General features: G+C 40.3%; 16 protein-coding genes. 7 read left to right on the forward strand and 9 right to left on the reverse strand.

Going from position 1 to position 16,394, the window contains the following annotated elements; translation table 11 throughout:
- Positions 1-2: 2 nt before the first annotated feature.
- From rplW to AC0UA9_RS04990, 5 genes are all read right to left on the reverse strand, one after another.
- The gene (gene rplW, locus AC0UA9_RS04970; RefSeq protein ID WP_475657835.1) at positions 3-305 is read right to left on the reverse strand and encodes a 50S ribosomal protein L23; all 303 of its coding nucleotides are present in this window, start codon (positions 303-305) and stop codon (positions 3-5) included.
- Positions 302-907 carry a 50S ribosomal protein L4 gene (gene rplD, locus AC0UA9_RS04975; protein WP_475657838.1) on the reverse strand — a complete coding sequence of 202 codons (606 nt, stop codon included), beginning with the start codon at positions 905-907 and terminating at the stop codon, positions 302-304. Before rplD ends, rplW begins: the two co-directional genes overlap by 4 nt.
- A 16-nt stretch (positions 908-923) precedes the next feature.
- Positions 924-1,562: a 50S ribosomal protein L3 gene (gene rplC / locus AC0UA9_RS04980; protein ID WP_475657841.1), complete on the reverse strand. Its 639-nt coding sequence runs from the start codon at positions 1,560-1,562 to the stop codon at positions 924-926.
- A 14-nt stretch (positions 1,563-1,576) separates the two neighbouring features.
- Positions 1,577-1,888, reverse strand: a complete 312-nt coding sequence (gene rpsJ, locus AC0UA9_RS04985) for a 30S ribosomal protein S10 (protein ID WP_475657843.1) — start codon at positions 1,886-1,888, stop codon at positions 1,577-1,579.
- 286 nt (positions 1,889-2,174) lie between these two features.
- Positions 2,175-3,644, reverse strand: a complete 1,470-nt coding sequence (locus tag AC0UA9_RS04990; RefSeq protein WP_475657846.1) for a carbon starvation CstA family protein — start codon at positions 3,642-3,644, stop codon at positions 2,175-2,177.
- Between the two features lie 499 nt (positions 3,645-4,143).
- Between AC0UA9_RS04990 and fusA the strand changes: the two genes are divergently transcribed.
- Positions 4,144-6,246, forward strand: a complete 2,103-nt coding sequence (fusA, locus tag AC0UA9_RS04995) for an elongation factor G (protein ID WP_475657849.1) — start codon at positions 4,144-4,146, stop codon at positions 6,244-6,246.
- A 96-nt stretch (positions 6,247-6,342) separates the two neighbouring features.
- Here the strand turns inward: fusA and AC0UA9_RS05000 are convergent, their stop codons facing one another.
- The 3 genes from AC0UA9_RS05000 to AC0UA9_RS05010 all read right to left on the reverse strand — a co-directional run bounded on the left by AC0UA9_RS05000 (position 6,343) and on the right by AC0UA9_RS05010 (position 7,998).
- On the reverse strand, positions 6,343-6,801 hold the full coding sequence (locus tag AC0UA9_RS05000; RefSeq protein ID WP_475657851.1) for a YbjQ family protein: 459 nt from the start codon (positions 6,799-6,801) through the stop codon (positions 6,343-6,345).
- A gap of 4 nt (positions 6,802-6,805) precedes the next feature.
- Positions 6,806-7,120 (reverse strand): YbjQ family protein, encoded by a 315-nt coding sequence (locus tag AC0UA9_RS05005; protein ID WP_475657853.1) that lies wholly within the window; start codon positions 7,118-7,120, stop codon positions 6,806-6,808.
- 131 nt (positions 7,121-7,251) lie between these two features.
- Entirely contained in the window at positions 7,252-7,998 is a 747-nt protein-coding gene (locus tag AC0UA9_RS05010; protein WP_475657855.1) for a helix-turn-helix domain-containing protein, read from the reverse strand.
- 163 nt (positions 7,999-8,161) lie between these two features.
- Here AC0UA9_RS05010 and AC0UA9_RS05015 point away from each other — a divergent pair, with 163 nt between their 5' ends.
- The 6 genes from AC0UA9_RS05015 to AC0UA9_RS05040 all read left to right on the forward strand — a co-directional run bounded on the left by AC0UA9_RS05015 (position 8,162) and on the right by AC0UA9_RS05040 (position 14,957).
- Positions 8,162-9,343, forward strand: coding sequence for a Gfo/Idh/MocA family protein (locus AC0UA9_RS05015; RefSeq protein ID WP_475657857.1), 1,182 nt, complete (start codon positions 8,162-8,164; stop codon positions 9,341-9,343).
- Positions 9,340-10,407 (forward strand): sugar phosphate isomerase/epimerase family protein, encoded by a 1,068-nt coding sequence (locus tag AC0UA9_RS05020; protein WP_475657859.1) that lies wholly within the window; start codon positions 9,340-9,342, stop codon positions 10,405-10,407. The genes AC0UA9_RS05015 and AC0UA9_RS05020 overlap by 4 nt, the downstream gene beginning before the upstream one ends.
- 25 nt (positions 10,408-10,432) lie before the next feature.
- The gene (locus AC0UA9_RS05025) at positions 10,433-11,659 is read left to right on the forward strand and encodes an MFS transporter (protein WP_475657861.1); all 1,227 of its coding nucleotides are present in this window, start codon (positions 10,433-10,435) and stop codon (positions 11,657-11,659) included.
- The gene (locus tag AC0UA9_RS05030) at positions 11,649-12,269 is read left to right on the forward strand and encodes a gluconate 2-dehydrogenase subunit 3 family protein (protein WP_475657863.1); all 621 of its coding nucleotides are present in this window, start codon (positions 11,649-11,651) and stop codon (positions 12,267-12,269) included. The genes AC0UA9_RS05025 and AC0UA9_RS05030 overlap by 11 nt, the downstream gene beginning before the upstream one ends.
- Before the next feature lie 31 nt (positions 12,270-12,300).
- Positions 12,301-14,034: a GMC oxidoreductase gene (locus tag AC0UA9_RS05035; RefSeq protein WP_475657865.1), complete on the forward strand. Its 1,734-nt coding sequence runs from the start codon at positions 12,301-12,303 to the stop codon at positions 14,032-14,034.
- An 80-nt stretch (positions 14,035-14,114) separates the two neighbouring features.
- On the forward strand, positions 14,115-14,957 hold the full coding sequence (locus AC0UA9_RS05040) for a sugar phosphate isomerase/epimerase family protein (RefSeq protein ID WP_475657868.1): 843 nt from the start codon (positions 14,115-14,117) through the stop codon (positions 14,955-14,957).
- A gap of 128 nt (positions 14,958-15,085) precedes the next feature.
- Here AC0UA9_RS05040 and purD read toward each other — a convergent pair whose 3' ends face one another.
- The gene (gene purD, locus AC0UA9_RS05045) at positions 15,086-16,378 is read right to left on the reverse strand and encodes a phosphoribosylamine--glycine ligase (RefSeq protein ID WP_475657871.1); all 1,293 of its coding nucleotides are present in this window, start codon (positions 16,376-16,378) and stop codon (positions 15,086-15,088) included.
- Positions 16,379-16,394: the final 16 nt, after the last annotated feature.

Raw genomic sequence — 16,394 nt, forward strand, 5'->3', positions numbered from 1 at the left:
TCCTATGATTCAGCGCCAACGAAGTCGATGTCACTACCTTCTGCAAGAGTAACGTATGCTTTTTTCCAGTCGTTACGACGACCAGTACGAGCTCCAGTACGTTTTACTTTACCCTTAACATTTAGCGTATTTACACCAACAACAGAAACTTCAAAAAGTTTCTCTACTGCCGCTTTAATTTCAGCTTTAGTTGCATCCGTAGTTACTTTGAAAACAACAGTGTTGTTTGCTTCAGCAGCGACAGTTGCTTTTTCAGAAATATTTGGTGCTAAAAGCACTTTCAACAAACGTTCTTCGCTTATCATGCTAGTATCCCCTCAATTTCTTTAACTGCATCAGCAGTAATTAAAACTTTTTCGAAACCAACCAAGCTTACTGGGTCAATTGCTGCAACGTCACGTACATCAACTTTATATAAGTTGCGCGCTGATAAGAACAAGTTCTCGTCAACTTCTTTCGTTACAATCAATACATCTTTAAGCTCTAAGCCTTTCAACTTAGCAACTAAATCTTTAGTTTTAGGTGTTTCTACCGAAAAATCATTCACTACCACTAAACGATCTTGACGAACAAGTTCAGATAGGATGCTAGCAATAGCACCACGGTACATTTTACGGTTTACTTTTAAACTGTGATCTTGAGGTTTAGCAGCAAATGTTACGCCACCAGAACGCCAGATTGGACCACGAGTTGTACCAGCACGTGCACGGCCAGTACCTTTTTGACGCCATGGTTTTGCACCACCGCCACTAACTTCTGAGCGAGTTTTTTGAGCACGAGTACCTTGACGAGCACCAGCTGCATAAGCAACTACTACTTGATGTACTAAAGCTTCATTAAACTCACGTCCAAAAGTTGCTTCAGAAACTTCAAGAGCACCTGATGCGTCTTTTAATGATAATTCCATCACAAAATCTCCTGGACTAAGCTTTAATAGCTGGTTTGATGATTACGTTGCCATTGATTGCACCCGGAACTGCGCCTTTAACAAGCAACAAGTTACGTTCTGCGTCAACGCGAACCAATTCAAGGTTTTGTGTAGTAACGCGCACAGCACCCATGTGACCAGACATTTTTTTGCCTTTGAAAACACGACCTGGTGTTTGACATTGACCTAACGAACCGTTAGAGCGATGTGCTAAAGAAACACCATGTGTTGCATTTTGCATGCTGAAATTCCAGCGTTTGATACCACCTTGGAAACCTTTACCTTTAGAAGTACCGGTTACGTTTACTAATTTAGTATCATTGAAGATCTCAACAGTGATTTCACTGCCAGCTTCAAGGTCGCTACCTTCATTTTCATTTAAGCGGAATTCCCACAGGCCACGGCCTGCTTCAACACCTGCTTTAGCGAAATGACCAGCTGCTGGTTTGTTAACACGGCTTGCTTTACGCTTGCCAGTAGTAACTTGAAGCGCTGAATAACCATCGTTGTCTACAGTTTTAACCTGAGCAACACGGTTCGCTTCAACTTCTAGAACGGTAACAGGAGTAGATACACCATCTTCTGTGAAGATGCGAGTCATACCCACTTTACGTCCAACTAGACCTATAGTCATTGTTAAAACTCCTCTTAGCCCAAGCTAATTTGAACATCAACACCAGCTGCAAGATCTAAACGCATTAATGCGTCTACAGTCTTTTCAGTTGGCTCAACGATATCAATCATGCGTTTGTGAGTACGGATTTCGTACTGATCACGCGCATCTTTGTTAACGTGTGGTGAAGTCAAGATAGTATAACGTTCTCTGCGAGTAGGTAGTGGAATAGGACCACGAACCTGTGCGCCAGTGCGTTTAGCAGTATCAACGATTTCTGCTGTAGATTGATCAATCAAACGATGATCGAACGCTTTCAAACGAATGCGAATTCTTTGATTTGACATGTATCAAATCCCCTTTTAAAAGAACAAAAAAATACATCCCTCTACTTCCTTATGTACTGGAAGGGGGTGTATTACATAAAATAACATTCAACGCAAAATTAGCGCTGCTGTAGCAAGGTTAGCAATTATGGCTAAACCTTGTTCACTTTACTGTTTACATACCGCTATTATTAAGCAACATATAAGCATTGTTAAAGCAAAATCCACACTCAGCTTAGCTGAATGTGGGTGCGTATTATACAAGAAAACCAATGGCGCGCAAGTTTATTTTTTGCTTTTCCTTGGTTTATTTAACAACAGGAGCAACACGTTTGGAATGAAATATAATCAGTGTTGTAAACAATAATAGCGCTGAGGCTATGCCTATCGATTGACTATAGTCTGAAGGTAAATTAAAGCCAATTCCTGCGGTCATTATATAAGATATTGTAACACTGGTACCAATTACAGCAGGAATACTAACAATCCAGTGGAAAGTGCCGCGATCAAATAAGTACTTAGTTGCTAGCCAAAGCACACTGGTTGATAACAACATATTTGAAAAAGCAAAATAGCGCCAAATTAATGAGAAATCGATTTTTGTCATAAAATAAGCAACAATTAAAATTGGTACCGCTAATAAAATACGGTTGCGCATACTTTGTGGAATACTAAAAGCATCGACTATGGTTAAGCGCAGAGATCTAAAAGCCGTGTCACCAGAAGTAATTGGGAATATTGCCACCGCAATAATTGCCATAATTCCCCCTAAAGCACCAAGGTAGCTGGTCGCAATATGATTAACCACTAAACCAGGGCCACCTAAATCTAACATTGCTTTAAGACCTGCATAGCCTTCGGGAAAGGCAGCAATCCCCGCAAGCGCCCAAACACAGCCAACAATACCTTCTGAAATCATCGCACCATAATACACAGGGCGTACGTATTTTTCATTGGTTAAACAACGCGCCATAATAGGGGCTTGCGTAGAATGAAAGCCACTGATTGCGCCACAAGTAATAGTAACAAAAAGTAGCGGCCATATAGGTGCACCATCAGGGTTAGGCTTTAAGAAATCATGATTAAAATGGTCATGATTAAAGTAACCAAGGAAGTCACCCACAACAGGTAAGTTAGGAGCGTTAAATAATAGAGCGCCTGCAATCAGGGTTGTCATCACTATCATCAATAAACCAAATAAGGGGTAAAGTTTAGTAATTATTTTATCTATCGGTAATAGCGTGGCTAAAAAGTAGTAAGCTAAAATAAGCAGTACCCAAAAGCTATTACCTTCAAGAAAGGTACCTTCAAAATAACTCAGGTTACCTAACAGACCAGCTGGGCTCATGATAAAAACTACGCCAACAAAAAACAGTAACATCGCAGTAAAAATAAGCATGATACTTTTGTAAAACAAGTTAAAGTAATGCCCGGCTATTTCAGGCAAACTTTTCCCGTCTTCTTTAATACTCATGACACCAGAAAAATAATCGTGTACTGCGCCACCAAGAATATTACCCAGTACAATCCACACGAGTGCAATAGGACCATAGATAGCGCCTAAAATAGGGCCGAAAATAGGGCCTACACCCGCAATATTTAAAAATTGTATTAAAAACGCTTTCACCGGATGCACAGCAACATAATCAACACCTTCGTCAAATCGAACTTGTGGTGTTTTTAGTGAGGGGTCAATTCCAGCTTGCTTTTCAATAAAGGGGCTATAAAATTTATACCCCAAAATTAACAGCGTAATACAAATAAAAAAGATGAGCATATTGAGTGAGTCCTATACAGGGTTAAAGGGCAGTTAATACTAAAATAAGCGAGTATTAAGACATGATATCTAATCAATAGTTTTTAAACCATAGAGTAGAGACTAAAGTCTAATATTAATCTCCCGTCGTCTCAAAACACTATTTTGGCGGTATGGTAAAATTAATACGCCGTTAAGCGGTGGAGTGAAACCAATAAAATTTTCCCCTTTGGTTTGCGCTACATTCTCACTGATTAATTTTTCCAATAAAATTCGCCTATCTCTATATATAAGCAGAGAAAGCAATATAGTCAATTTTTTATGACAAAGACTATGGCCTCTCATACTACTCTTTACTAATTTATTTTATATTTTTTTTCAATTTTCTATGGTTCTGCTTTTGTTAATGGTATACTCGCGCGCAAATTTTCAACAGTTCTGTATTTTTTGTTCACCTTTGCTTATCGAAAGCATTTGGGGTACAAAGCAGAACAGACCTCAAACTAAGTAGAGTAAAGTAATGGCAGATTTAGACAAATACAGAAACATTGGTATTTTCGCTCACGTTGATGCGGGTAAAACCACAACCACTGAACGTATCCTTAAACTAACGGGTAAAATTCATAAGGCTGGTGAAACACACGACGGTGAGTCAACTACTGACTTCATGGAACAAGAAGCTGAGCGCGGTATTACTATCCAGTCTGCTGCTGTTACATGTGAATGGAAAGGACACCGTTTTAACGTAATTGACACCCCAGGCCACGTTGACTTCACTGTAGAAGTTTACCGTTCACTTAAAGTACTTGATGGTGGTATTGGTGTATTCTGTGGCTCTGGTGGTGTTGAGCCACAATCAGAAACTAACTGGCGTTATGCGAATGACTCAAAAGTAGCACGTTTAATTTTCGTCAATAAATTAGACCGCTTAGGTGCTAATTTTTTCCGTGTTGCTGACCAAATTAAAAATGTATTAGGTGCTCGTCCTCTTATTATGACGTTACCAATTGGCGAAGAAGATACATTTGTTGGTGTGGTTGATGTATTAAGCCAAAAGGCTTACGTTTGGGATGACACTGGTATTCCAGAAAACTATAAAGAAACTGACATTCCAGAAAATATGCTGGAAGACGCTGCTTTATACCGTGAGCAAATGATCGAAACTGCTTTAGAAGCAGATGAAGATTTATTAATGGAATATTTAGAAGGCGAACTAACGCCAACTGAAGAGCAAATTAAAGCTTGTATTCGTAAAGGCACACGTGAATTACTATTCTTCCCAACGTTCTGTGGATCAGCATTTAAAAATAAAGGTATGCAGTTAGTTCTTGATGCTGTTGTTGATTACTTACCATCTCCGACTGAAGTTAACCCACAGCCGTTAACAGATGAAGAAGGTGAGCCTACAGGTAGATTTGCACTGGTTGATACTAAAGAAACGTTTAAAGCATTAGCCTTTAAAATAATGGATGACCGTTTTGGTGCACTTACCTTTATTCGTATTTACTCAGGTACGTTAAACAAAGGCGATACAGTATTAAACTCATTTACTGGTAAAACTGAACGTATTGGCCGTATGGTTGAAATGCAAGCTGAAGACCGTACAGAATTAACCTCTGCACAAGCCGGCGATATATTAGCTATCGTGGGTATGAAAAACGTACAAACAGGTCACACATTATGTGACCCTAAAGATCCATGTACGTTAGAAGCAATGGTTTTCCCTGCACCAGTAATCTCAATTTCTGTTACCCCTAAAGATAAAGGTGGTTCTGAGAAAATGGGTGTTGCTATTGGTAAAATGGTTGCAGAAGATCCAACATTCCAAGTTGAAACTGATGTAGATTCAGGGGAAACAATTTTACGTGGTATGGGTGAGCTTCACTTAGATATCAAAGTAGATATCCTTAAGCGTACCTACGGCGTTGATTTAGAAGTAGGTAAGCCTCAAGTTGCTTACCGTGAAACAATTACACAAGAAATCGAAGATTCTTACACGCATAAGAAACAATCGGGTGGTTCTGGTCAGTTTGGTAAAATTGATTACCGTATCAAGCCAGGTGAACCAGGTTCAGGTTTCGTATTCAAGTCTGTCGTTGTTGGTGGTAACGTACCAAAAGAATTCTTCCCTGCTATTGAAAAAGGCTTCAAAGGCATGATGGATTCAGGTGTACTTGCTGGCTTCCCTGTATTAGACGTTGAAGTTGAGCTATTTGATGGTGGTTTCCATGCGGTTGACTCATCTGCAGTTGCCTTTGAAATTGCCGCTAAAGGCGCTTTCCGTCAATCAATTCCAAAAGCAGGCGCACAGTTAATTGAACCAATTATGGCTGTTGATGTGTTTACTCCTGATGATCACGTTGGTGATGTTATTGGTGATTTAAACCGTCGTCGTGGCATGATTAAAAACCAAGAAGCAGGTGTTTCTGGTGCTCGTATTAAAGCTGACGTACCACTTTCAGAAATGTTTGGTTATATCGGTTCATTACGTACAATGACATCTGGTCGTGGTCAATTCTCTATGGAATTCTCTCACTACATGCCTTGTCCTGCTAATGTAGCTGAAGAAGTTATCGCTGAAGTGAAAGCTGCGAAAGAAGCGAAAGCCGCTGCTAAAAAATAATTAACTATTAATTGTTTTTAATAAAAGGATGCTACGGCATCCTTTTTTATTACCTCAATAAGACTCAATAGCGCTACATACTAACAAATAGTAAACTTAAGAAGGCATATTGACCAATGCCGTACCATAGGCCAGCACCTCTACCGAGCCAATGTTTCTACTCGCGCCTTTTGAAATTGAAGCCGTTTCCAGCTTAAAATTAACAATTTTATCTGCATTCACCGCCTGTGCTTCTGCTTTCATCCGTAAAATAGCCTCACGGCGTGCTCTTTCCAGTAACGTTTCATAAGCAACAACTCTGCCCCCCAATATACTACGTAGTAAGGCTAAAAAACGTTTAAAGTAATCTACCGAAATAACCACACTGCCAGTAACCAGTGCCCCCGGTTTAGCATGCTCTGTGGTACTTACTTGTTTACTGGCTATAATCAGCACATGAGCAAGCGCAGCTTCTCGGTGGATAATTGATTTAAAATGCTTTTTTTCCGCAACACGGCCAAAAACATAACCGAGTACAAGTAACATAAGTGGTATAAGCAGTTGAAATTGATCCATTCGCCTACTCCACCAATACCGCACTACCGTAAGCAAATAATTCTGCCGCTCCTTGCGTTACCGACGAGGTAGAAAAACGCACATTGACCACGGCATTAGCACCTAACGCTTGCGCTTGGTCCTTCATCCGGATAACTGCTTCTTCACGCGCCTCTTGCAACAACTCGGTATACCCTACTAATTCACCACCAAAAACATTTTTTATACCGGCCATTAAATCACGGCCAATGTGTTTACTGCGTACAGTACTTCCCTGCACTAAACCAAAGTGTTGACTGATATTTTTACCGGGAATAACTTCCAAATTACTGATTAACATTGACGACTGCCTTTCGTTTATAATTTTCATGCAAAACTAAATTAGCTTAGCTAACACCACATGGCAACGACTTTCATCTTTTTATACTTTACATAAAGAGCTGCCAATATAAATCCATGCAGACTGAGCCGTTAGCTAGATGCTTGATGATGGTTGTTTCTTACTTCAGAGGGCAATTCACCAAAAAACAGCCTAAATTGTTTACTAAAATAGCTATGATCTGTAAACCCTGTTGTATCACCCACTTCTGCTATTGACATGTTCGTTTCTACTAAAAGCTTGCGGGCGTTTTCTAACCGAATTTCATTAATTAATTGTTTTGGTGTTTTCGATAAATATTTTTTAAATCGACGCTCTAATGCACTCACTGATAAATGCGCAACATCAGCTACCTGAGCAATAGTGAAATGGTTTTGATAATTTTTTCTGATGTAATCGACAGGCACTTTAACAGCATCAACCCCAGAAAAGGCATTAGCTTGTTTTTGTAAATGACGCGTTATGCCATAGGAACCGATTATAACCTTGTTTTGATCGACTATTGGTCGCTTCGAGGTGGCGTACCAAGCAATATCACCGGCTTTGTCCATATTCATTTCTAGTCGCTGAGTCACTTGCTGGCCCGCTAAAATTTTATCATCATCTTGAAAAAACTGTTTAGCTAAATGGGTAGGTGAAAAGTCAAAATCTGTTTTACCAATAACTTGCTCTAGATTTTTTGCCTTAACATGATCAATAAATGCCTGATTAGCATGCATAAAAACATGCTTATCATTTTTAATCCAAAAAAGTTCACTCGTCAGTAAATCAAACATACTGACTATTTGTTGAACCCCCGTTTGGGCAAGAAAAGATTTCTGCTGTTGCTCAATACTCATGATTAAAACTCTCAATTGGTAGAATACAAAGGATAATATAATTCAAATGATAATAACACCCAACGCCGAATTAGTTGCATTTGAGACCGAATTTCTAATAACACTTTAACCTAATCACTCTTATAGTAAAGGACAAGGATAAAGTTTTAATGGGGTGTTAGCGATGAAAAAAATACGTATGGGCATGGTGGGCGGTGGTCAAGGTGCCTTTATTGGCGCAGTACACAGAATGGCTGCCTTTATAGATGGTGAAATAGAATTAGTCTGTGGTGCATTTAGCGCTGATGCTGCCCGCAGCAAAGCTTCAGGCATAGCGCTTTATTTACCCGAAAACAGATGTTACACCAGCTACGAAGAGATGTTTACTAAAGAAGCCTCATTACCCGCAGAGCAACGCATGGACTTTGTCGCCATAGTGACGCCTAATCATTTACATTTTCCTATCGCCAAAGCTGCCATTTTACACGGCTTTCACGTGATGTCTGACAAGCCTGCAACTTTAAATTTAGCGCAAGCATTAAGCTTACAATCACTACTTGAGCAGCATAATGTGCTGTACGGACTAACACATACTTACAATGGTTACCCTTTAATTAAGCAGGCTAAACACCTTATAACGCAAGGTGAGTTAGGTAATATTGTTAAGATTGTAGTTGAATATTCTCAAGGTTGGTTAGCCTCGCAAGATGATGAACAAAGTAAACAAGCAAGCTGGCGTTTAGACCCGAGCAAATCAGGTGTCAGTTGCTGTATGGGCGATATCGGTGTTCATGCCGCTAACTTAGCTGAATATGTATCAGGCTTAGCCATTACACACTTATGTGCTGACCTTACCTCAACCGTTGCCGGCAGAAGATTAGATGACGATGGCAGCGTGTTATTGAAATTTTCAAATGGCGCTAAAGGCGTACTGTTAGCTAGTCAAATCGCAATTGGCGACGAAAACAACTTAACACTGCGCATTTATGGCGATCAAAAAAGCCTTGAATGGTGTCAACTTGAGACAAATAGCTTATTACTTAAGTCAAACACCGAGTCAACCCAATTAATTCGTACCGGTGTTGGTCAAATGTGTGAGGCTGCGCAACAAGCTATTCGCACACCGGCAGGCCACCCTGAAGGCTACTTAGAAGCTTTTGGCAATATATACCAAAACTTTGCTCGGCAAATTCGAGCCCATCAAAATAATCAAATCTGTGATAACCAAACTTTTGATGTACCGGGCATTGAAGAAGCTGTTCGGGGCATGGCCTTTATCGAAAATACTGTTTTGGCAAGTCAATCAAATGAAAAATGGCATGCCTTATCTTTAACCCCCAACGACAACAAAAGAGAAATAACATGAGCAACTCGGCTAATACACAAATCAAAGGACCGGGTATTTTTCTTGCCCAATTTTGTCAAGATAATGCCCCGTTTAATAGTCTTCAGAGTATTTGTCAGTGGGCTGCAAGTCTTGGGTATAAAGCTGTACAAATACCCACATGGGACAAACGCATTTTTGACCTCACCTTAGCTTACCAAAGTAAGGAGTACTGTGATGAAGTACTTGGTATTGTTAACGACGCTGGCTTGTCAATTAGTGAATTATCAACCCACTTACAAGGTCAATTAGTGGCTGTTCATCCGGCTTATGATAAACAATTTGATAGTTTTGCTTTTGATGAAGTAAAAGATAACCCACAAGCCAGAACTCAATGGGCTATAGAGCAAGTAGGAATGGCTGCTACGGTAAGCGCTCGCTTAGGCCTCACTGGTCATGCATCATTTTCTGGCGCACTGTTATGGCAAACTTTTTACCCTTGGCCTCAACGTCCCGCCGGTTTAGTAGAAGATGGCTTTAAAGAGTTAGCTCGTCGATGGTTACCTATCCTCAATAAATTTGAAGATGCCGGCGTTGATATTTGCTATGAATTGCATCCAGGTGAAGATTTACACGATGGTGTTACCTTTGAGCGCTTTCTTGCCGCAACGGGGAATCATCCTCGCGTGAACATTTTATATGACCCTAGCCACTTTGTACTTCAACAACTTGATTACTTGGCTTTTATTGATATTTATCACGAGCGAATAAAAGCCTTTCACGTAAAAGATGCGGAGTTTAGACCAAATGGTAAAAGCGGCGTTTATGGCGGTTATCAAAATTGGCAAGATCGCCCTGGACGTTTTCGTTCACTTGGCGACGGTCAAATCGACTTTAAACAAATTTTCAGTAAATTAACACAGTATGGTTATGATGGTTGGGCTGTCCTTGAATGGGAATGTTGTTTAAAGCACCCAGAAGATGGGGCAAAAGAAGGGGCTCCATTTATCAATAAACATTTAATTAGAGCACCTGAGCATGCATTTGATGATTTTGCCACTAGTGGTGAAGATACCGGCTTAAACCGAAATATTTTAGGGTTATAACAAGCAACAACTAAGCGAGTAAAGTATGTCTACTGATATTAATAGAAATAAATTGTTTATAGCCTGCTGCCTGGCACTCACAGTAACCGCAATGACTTTTGCAATCAGAGCCGGTATTTTGGGGCAACTCAGTCAAGATTTTGCTCTATCTGACACACAGTTAGGTTGGATCAACGCCATGGCTTTTCTAGGCTTTCCTGTTGCGACTATGCTAGGTGGCTTATTATATAATATGCTTGGTGCTAAGAAGCTAGTATTGCTGGCCTTTATTGGCCATATTCTTGGTTTACTGTTAACAATGAACGCGCAGGGTTTTTGGACCTTATTAATTTCTAGTTTTTGTATTGGCTTTGCCAATGGCTCAGTTGAGGCGGGTTGTAATCCGCTTATCGCAGACATGTACCACAAAAATAAAACCACTATGTTAAACCGTTTCCATGTTTGGTTCCCTGGTGGCATTGTCATTGGTGCATTGGTGTCAAAAACAATGACGGATATGAGTTTTGATTGGCAAGCACAAATAGCTATTATGTTAGTACCTGCTGCAATTTATGGTTACTTGATTTTCACACAAAGTTTTCCTAAAACCAGTCATATTGACACATCAACGAGTAAAAACATTAAAGCGTTATTTTCACCGCTATTTTTATTTATTGCGTTTTGTATGACATTAACCGCTGTCAGCGAGTTAGGTACACAACAGTGGATTGAACGTATCTTAGGCTCTTCTGGCGCATCCCCCATGCTTATTATGGCGATGGTGACAGGTGTTATGGCTGTAGGGCGTTATTTTGCAGGCCCAATGATTCATAAATTCAACCCAACCGGTGTGCTGCTTTATTCTGCTATTGTTACCACTATAGGTATTTATACGATGAGTATTGCAACAGGTTATATGGTTTATGTCTCGGCGCTATTATTTGCCCTTGGGGCAACTTACTTTTGGCCAACCATGATAGGTTTTGTCGCTGAAAACATCCCCAAATCTGGCGCTTTAGGTATGTCGATACTTGGAGGTATAGGTATGTTTAGCGTAAGCATGTGGAACCCTGTTATTGGTAATTGGATTGACACTGCTCGCCAACAGGCTTTAGCCGAAAATAGCTCTGCTGAATTAGCTGAATTGGCTGCAGGGCAAGCAACTTTGGCTAATTTAAGTATTTTTCCATTTGTTTTGATTTTTACCTTTACCCTATTACTTTTTTATATGCGTAAACGAAACACAACTACAGGAGTGTCTTGTGAAAAATAAAAAACAAAGTATTCACGCAGAAAGTAAAAGGCAATTTTTACGTGGTTTAACGGCCTTAATGGGCGGTGTTGCCGTTGCACAGCTTACCAGTAACAATGCCCTAGCTACTGCTTTTAATTATCAAGCTAAACCCGACAGTGCCTTAAAGGCAGGTAAAATATTCTCAAGGTCACAAATGCAACTATTACATGATATTTGTGCTACTGTTTTACCTAAAACTGACACCCCAAGCGCAGCTGAATTAGATGTTCATGGCTTTTTAGACCATCAATTGTCAGCTTGTTATTCAAGCCAGCACCAAGCACAAGCAATAAACCTAGTTGAGGCCATTAACCAGCAAAGCAAAACACACTACGCCAATGCTTTCACCCACCTTTCATCTGAGCAACAAACGGCATTGTTAGTGGCTTTAGAGTCAAAAGCGTTAGGTTTTAGCCCTGAACACACAAAGCAATTTCGGGCGTTAAAGTCTCTCTTAATTTTTGGCTACTTTACTACCGAGATTGGCGCTACTCAAGCGTTAAACTACCAAGCTATTCCGGGTGGTTTTAAAGGCTCAGTACCTTATTCAACATTGAAAAAATCATGGGGGTCTTTAGCTTTTTATTAGTCAATATAATCAAAAGGCAAAGAAGTATTTTATGAATAAAGATTTATATATTAATGAAAGTAATGAAGAGTATGATGCTTTGGTCATTGGCTCAGGTGTGTCAGGTGGCTGGGCAGCTAAAGAGCTTTGTGAGCGAGGTTTAAAAACTTTAATGATAGAGCGAGGCCGCATTGTTGAGCATAGAAAAGATTATACTACTGAAAATAAAGGCCCTTGGGAATTTGCCAATCGTATGAAAGTAGATAACCTTTTGGTTGAACAGCAATACAAGGTGCAAAAAGCGTGCTATGCCTTTAACGATGCAACCAAACATTTTTTTGGTAATGACAAGGAGCTCCCTTATTCAACAGAGGCTGGTACTGATTTTAGTTGGATCAGAGCTAACCAGCTTGGTGGTAAGTCGCTATTATGGCATCGCCAATCTTATCGCTTTAGTGACCATGACTTTAACGCGAATAAAGCCGACGGTTATGGCAATGACTGGCCACTACGCTATAAAGATTTAGCTCCTTGGTATAGCCATGTAGAGCAGCATGCTGGCATCAGCGGCAATGACGACAACCTTCCTCAATTACCTAGCAGTGAGTTTTTACCCCCGTTTGAATGGATGAAGCCAGAGTTCGATTTAAAAAACAAACTCGCTAAACTCTACCCTAACAGGCCTATGATAATGGGCAGAGCTGCACACTTAACCAAGCCATCAAAATTACATATTGCCCAAGGCCGTGTGCAGTGCCAAGCAAGAAATGAATGCCAAAAAGGCTGTTCATTTGGTGCCTACTTTTCTACACAAAGCTCAACACTACCGGCAGCAGCCAAAACCAATAATTTACACATTGCTGCCAATAGTGTTGTTCACAGCTTGATATACGATGAAAAAACTAATCGCGTAAAGGGCGTTAGGGTTATTGATAACGATAATTTAACTACGCGTGAGTATTTTGCCAAAATAGTCTTTTTGTGTGCGTCAACACTGGGGTCAACGCAAATTATGCTGAACTCAATATCGAAAAGATTTCCACGAGGCATTGCTAACAGCTCAGGTGTATTAGGTCATTACTTAATGGACCATGTTTATAATGCTGGCGCAACAGGGCAAATAGAGGGCTACGAAGATGAGTATTATTCTGGCCGCCGACCAACAGCGCCGTATGTGCCCAATTTTCAATTCAAACCGTCACTCTACAAAAAAGAATATAAACGTGGTTATGCTTTGTCGGGCGGTGCCAGCCGAAGTGATTGGCGTGGTGCTCGCTATACAAAAGGCATTGGCGCTGAGTTCAAACAACAATTAACACAAACAGGCAGCTGGCAGTTTGGTTTGCATGCCCAAGGCGAAATGCTACCTCGTTATGAAAATCAAGTATCATTGCACCCTAGCAAAAAAGACAAATGGGGTATGCCACAACTGCACATTAATTGTCAGTGGTCAGACAATGAAAAATTAATGATGGACGATGCTGCGCAAACGGCGCAAGAAATGTTAATACAAGGTGGCGTTAAAAATGTTACTCGTTACACCTCTTATGATAAAAATGCACCTGGTTTAGCAATTCATGAAGTAGGCACAGCCAGAATGGGGCTTGACCCGACAGAGTCGGTTTTAAACGCTTATAACCAAACACATGATATTCCAAATTTATTTGTTACCGATGGTGCCAGCTTTTGTTCGTCTGGTGTTGCTAATCCATCCTTAACATTTATGGCACTCACCGTTCGCGCTGTCGATTATGCAGTGAAAGAAATGAACAACAAACGCATTTAAGCACACTGATTTATCACCAATAATTAACCCAAAACTACTGAGAGAGTAAAATCCATATGAAATTTATAAGCGCTATTATCATGAGTTTGCTGATATTATCAGCCAGTGGCTGCGCTCAACAGCCTCAAGCAGAAGAAACCATATCACCTACTTTGCCTAAAATAAGCGTACAGTTGTGGTCAGTAAAAAATGAACTTAAACGTGATTTTAAGGGGACTATTGAGCATTTAGCCACTTTAGGCTTTCAAGGACTAGAATTTGCTGGTGATTTTGGGCCTTATAAAAACGATCCTACAGGATTAAAGGCTTATTTAGCTTCAATGGGCTTAGAAGGTAGTGGCGCACATGTTAGCTTTGAGCAACTTGATGAAGAGAGCTTCGTAAACACCACTGAATTTTATAAAGCCGCTGGCATCACATTTTTAATCATACCTTGGGATGAACGAGCATGGCACCCTGACGGTATTAATCTGGTAGTAGATAAATTAAATCAACTAGCAAAAAAACTAGCTCCACTGGGGATGAAAATAGGTTTTCATAATCATGAGAAAGAGTTTAATGAATATAATGGTTCAACCTACTGGGATTATTTAGCGACTAATACCTCATCAAACGTTATTTTACAGCAAGATGTTGGTTGGACAACTTATGCAGGTAAAGACCCAATTGAATATGTAAATCGCTACCCTGGACGCACATTAACCACACATTACAAAGTGCGTTTACCTGAAGGTACTGAAGGCAAGCTCCCTATTATTGGGCAAGATACCATTGACTGGGTTAACCTAACTAAAGCCAATATGTCTGTTGGCGGAACTTTATGGCTTGTGGTTGAGCAAGAAGAATATCCCAATAATCTCACCCCTTTACAAGCAGTAGAGCAATCTAAAAAAGGTTTAGATAAAATTTTACAGCAACTCTAACTTTTATATTTTCAATTAAGTTTTTAGCTTAACGATTACATACGGCCAATAAAAAAGGCTGGTTACTACAGGTAAATACTATAGTGACCAGCCTTTTTGCCATCAAGCTTTACATTACTGACAGCACATTATGCATTTTGCTCTCGCGCAATAGCGCGGTAAGCGATATCCGTTCTAAACTCAACACCTTTCCATGTAATTTGATGTAGTAGCTCATAAGCAGTTTGTTGTGCTTCGGTTACCGTATTACCGAGTGCTGTAGCACATAAAACACGACCACCATTGGTTAGCACTTCGTTTTGATCGTTAAGCTTAGTACCTGCATGGAATGTTTTAGCTGATTCGTTTTGGTTTGTTGCTAAACCTGAAATCACATCACCTTTAGGGTAACTTGCTGGATAACCTTGCGCAGCTAAAACGACACCAACAGCTGCGCGTTGATCAAACTCAGCAGTTACTTTGTTTAACTCACCACGTGTTGCCGCTAAACATAGTTCAACCAGATCTGACTGCAAACGCATCATGATAGGTTGTGTTTCAGGATCACCAAAACGACAGTTATATTCAATTACGTTTGGTGTGCCATCTTCAGCAATCATTAAACCTGCGTATAAGAAACCACTATATGGCGCACCTTCGTTAGCCATCCCTTCAACAGTTGGCATAATCACTTCGTTCATAATACGGTTATGGATTTCTGGTGTGACTACCGGTGCCGGAGAGTATGCTCCCATACCACCAGTGTTTGGCCCTAAGTCACCATTTAATGCACGTTTGTGATCTTGGCTTGTTGCCATTGGTAATACGTTTTTACCGTCTACCATTACGATGAAACTGGCTTCTTCACCTTCTAAAAACTCTTCGATAACTACACGGTGACCTGCATCACCAAAAGCGTTACCTGCTAACATATCCTCGATAGCATCTTCTGCATCTTTAAGTGTTAAGGCAACAATGACCCCTTTACCTGCCGCTAAGCCATCGGCTTTAACAACAATAGGTGCGCCTTGTTGACGAACATAAGCAAGTGCTTCATTTACGTCAGTGAAGTTGGCATAACTACCACTTGGAATATTGTTACGTGCTAAGAAGTCTTTAGTGAATGACTTTGAGCCTTCTAATTGTGCGGCTTTTGCACTTGGGCCGAAGATAGTAAGATCTGCCGCTTGGAACGCATCAACAACACCATCAACGAGCGGTTGCTCTGGGCCAACAATAGTTAACGTAATATCTTCACTTTGTGCAAAGGCAACTAGTGCCGCGTTATCACTTACGTCGATAGCAACATTTTCTAATTTTGGTTCAATTGCTGTACCTGCATTACCTGGTGCAACAAATACTTTAGATACTTGGCTAGATTGTGCCGCTTTCCATGCCAAGGCATGCTCACGACCACCTGAGCCTATAACTAAAATTTTCATGTATATTTCCTATTGT

The organism is Colwellia sp. F1 (assembly GCF_056238625.1).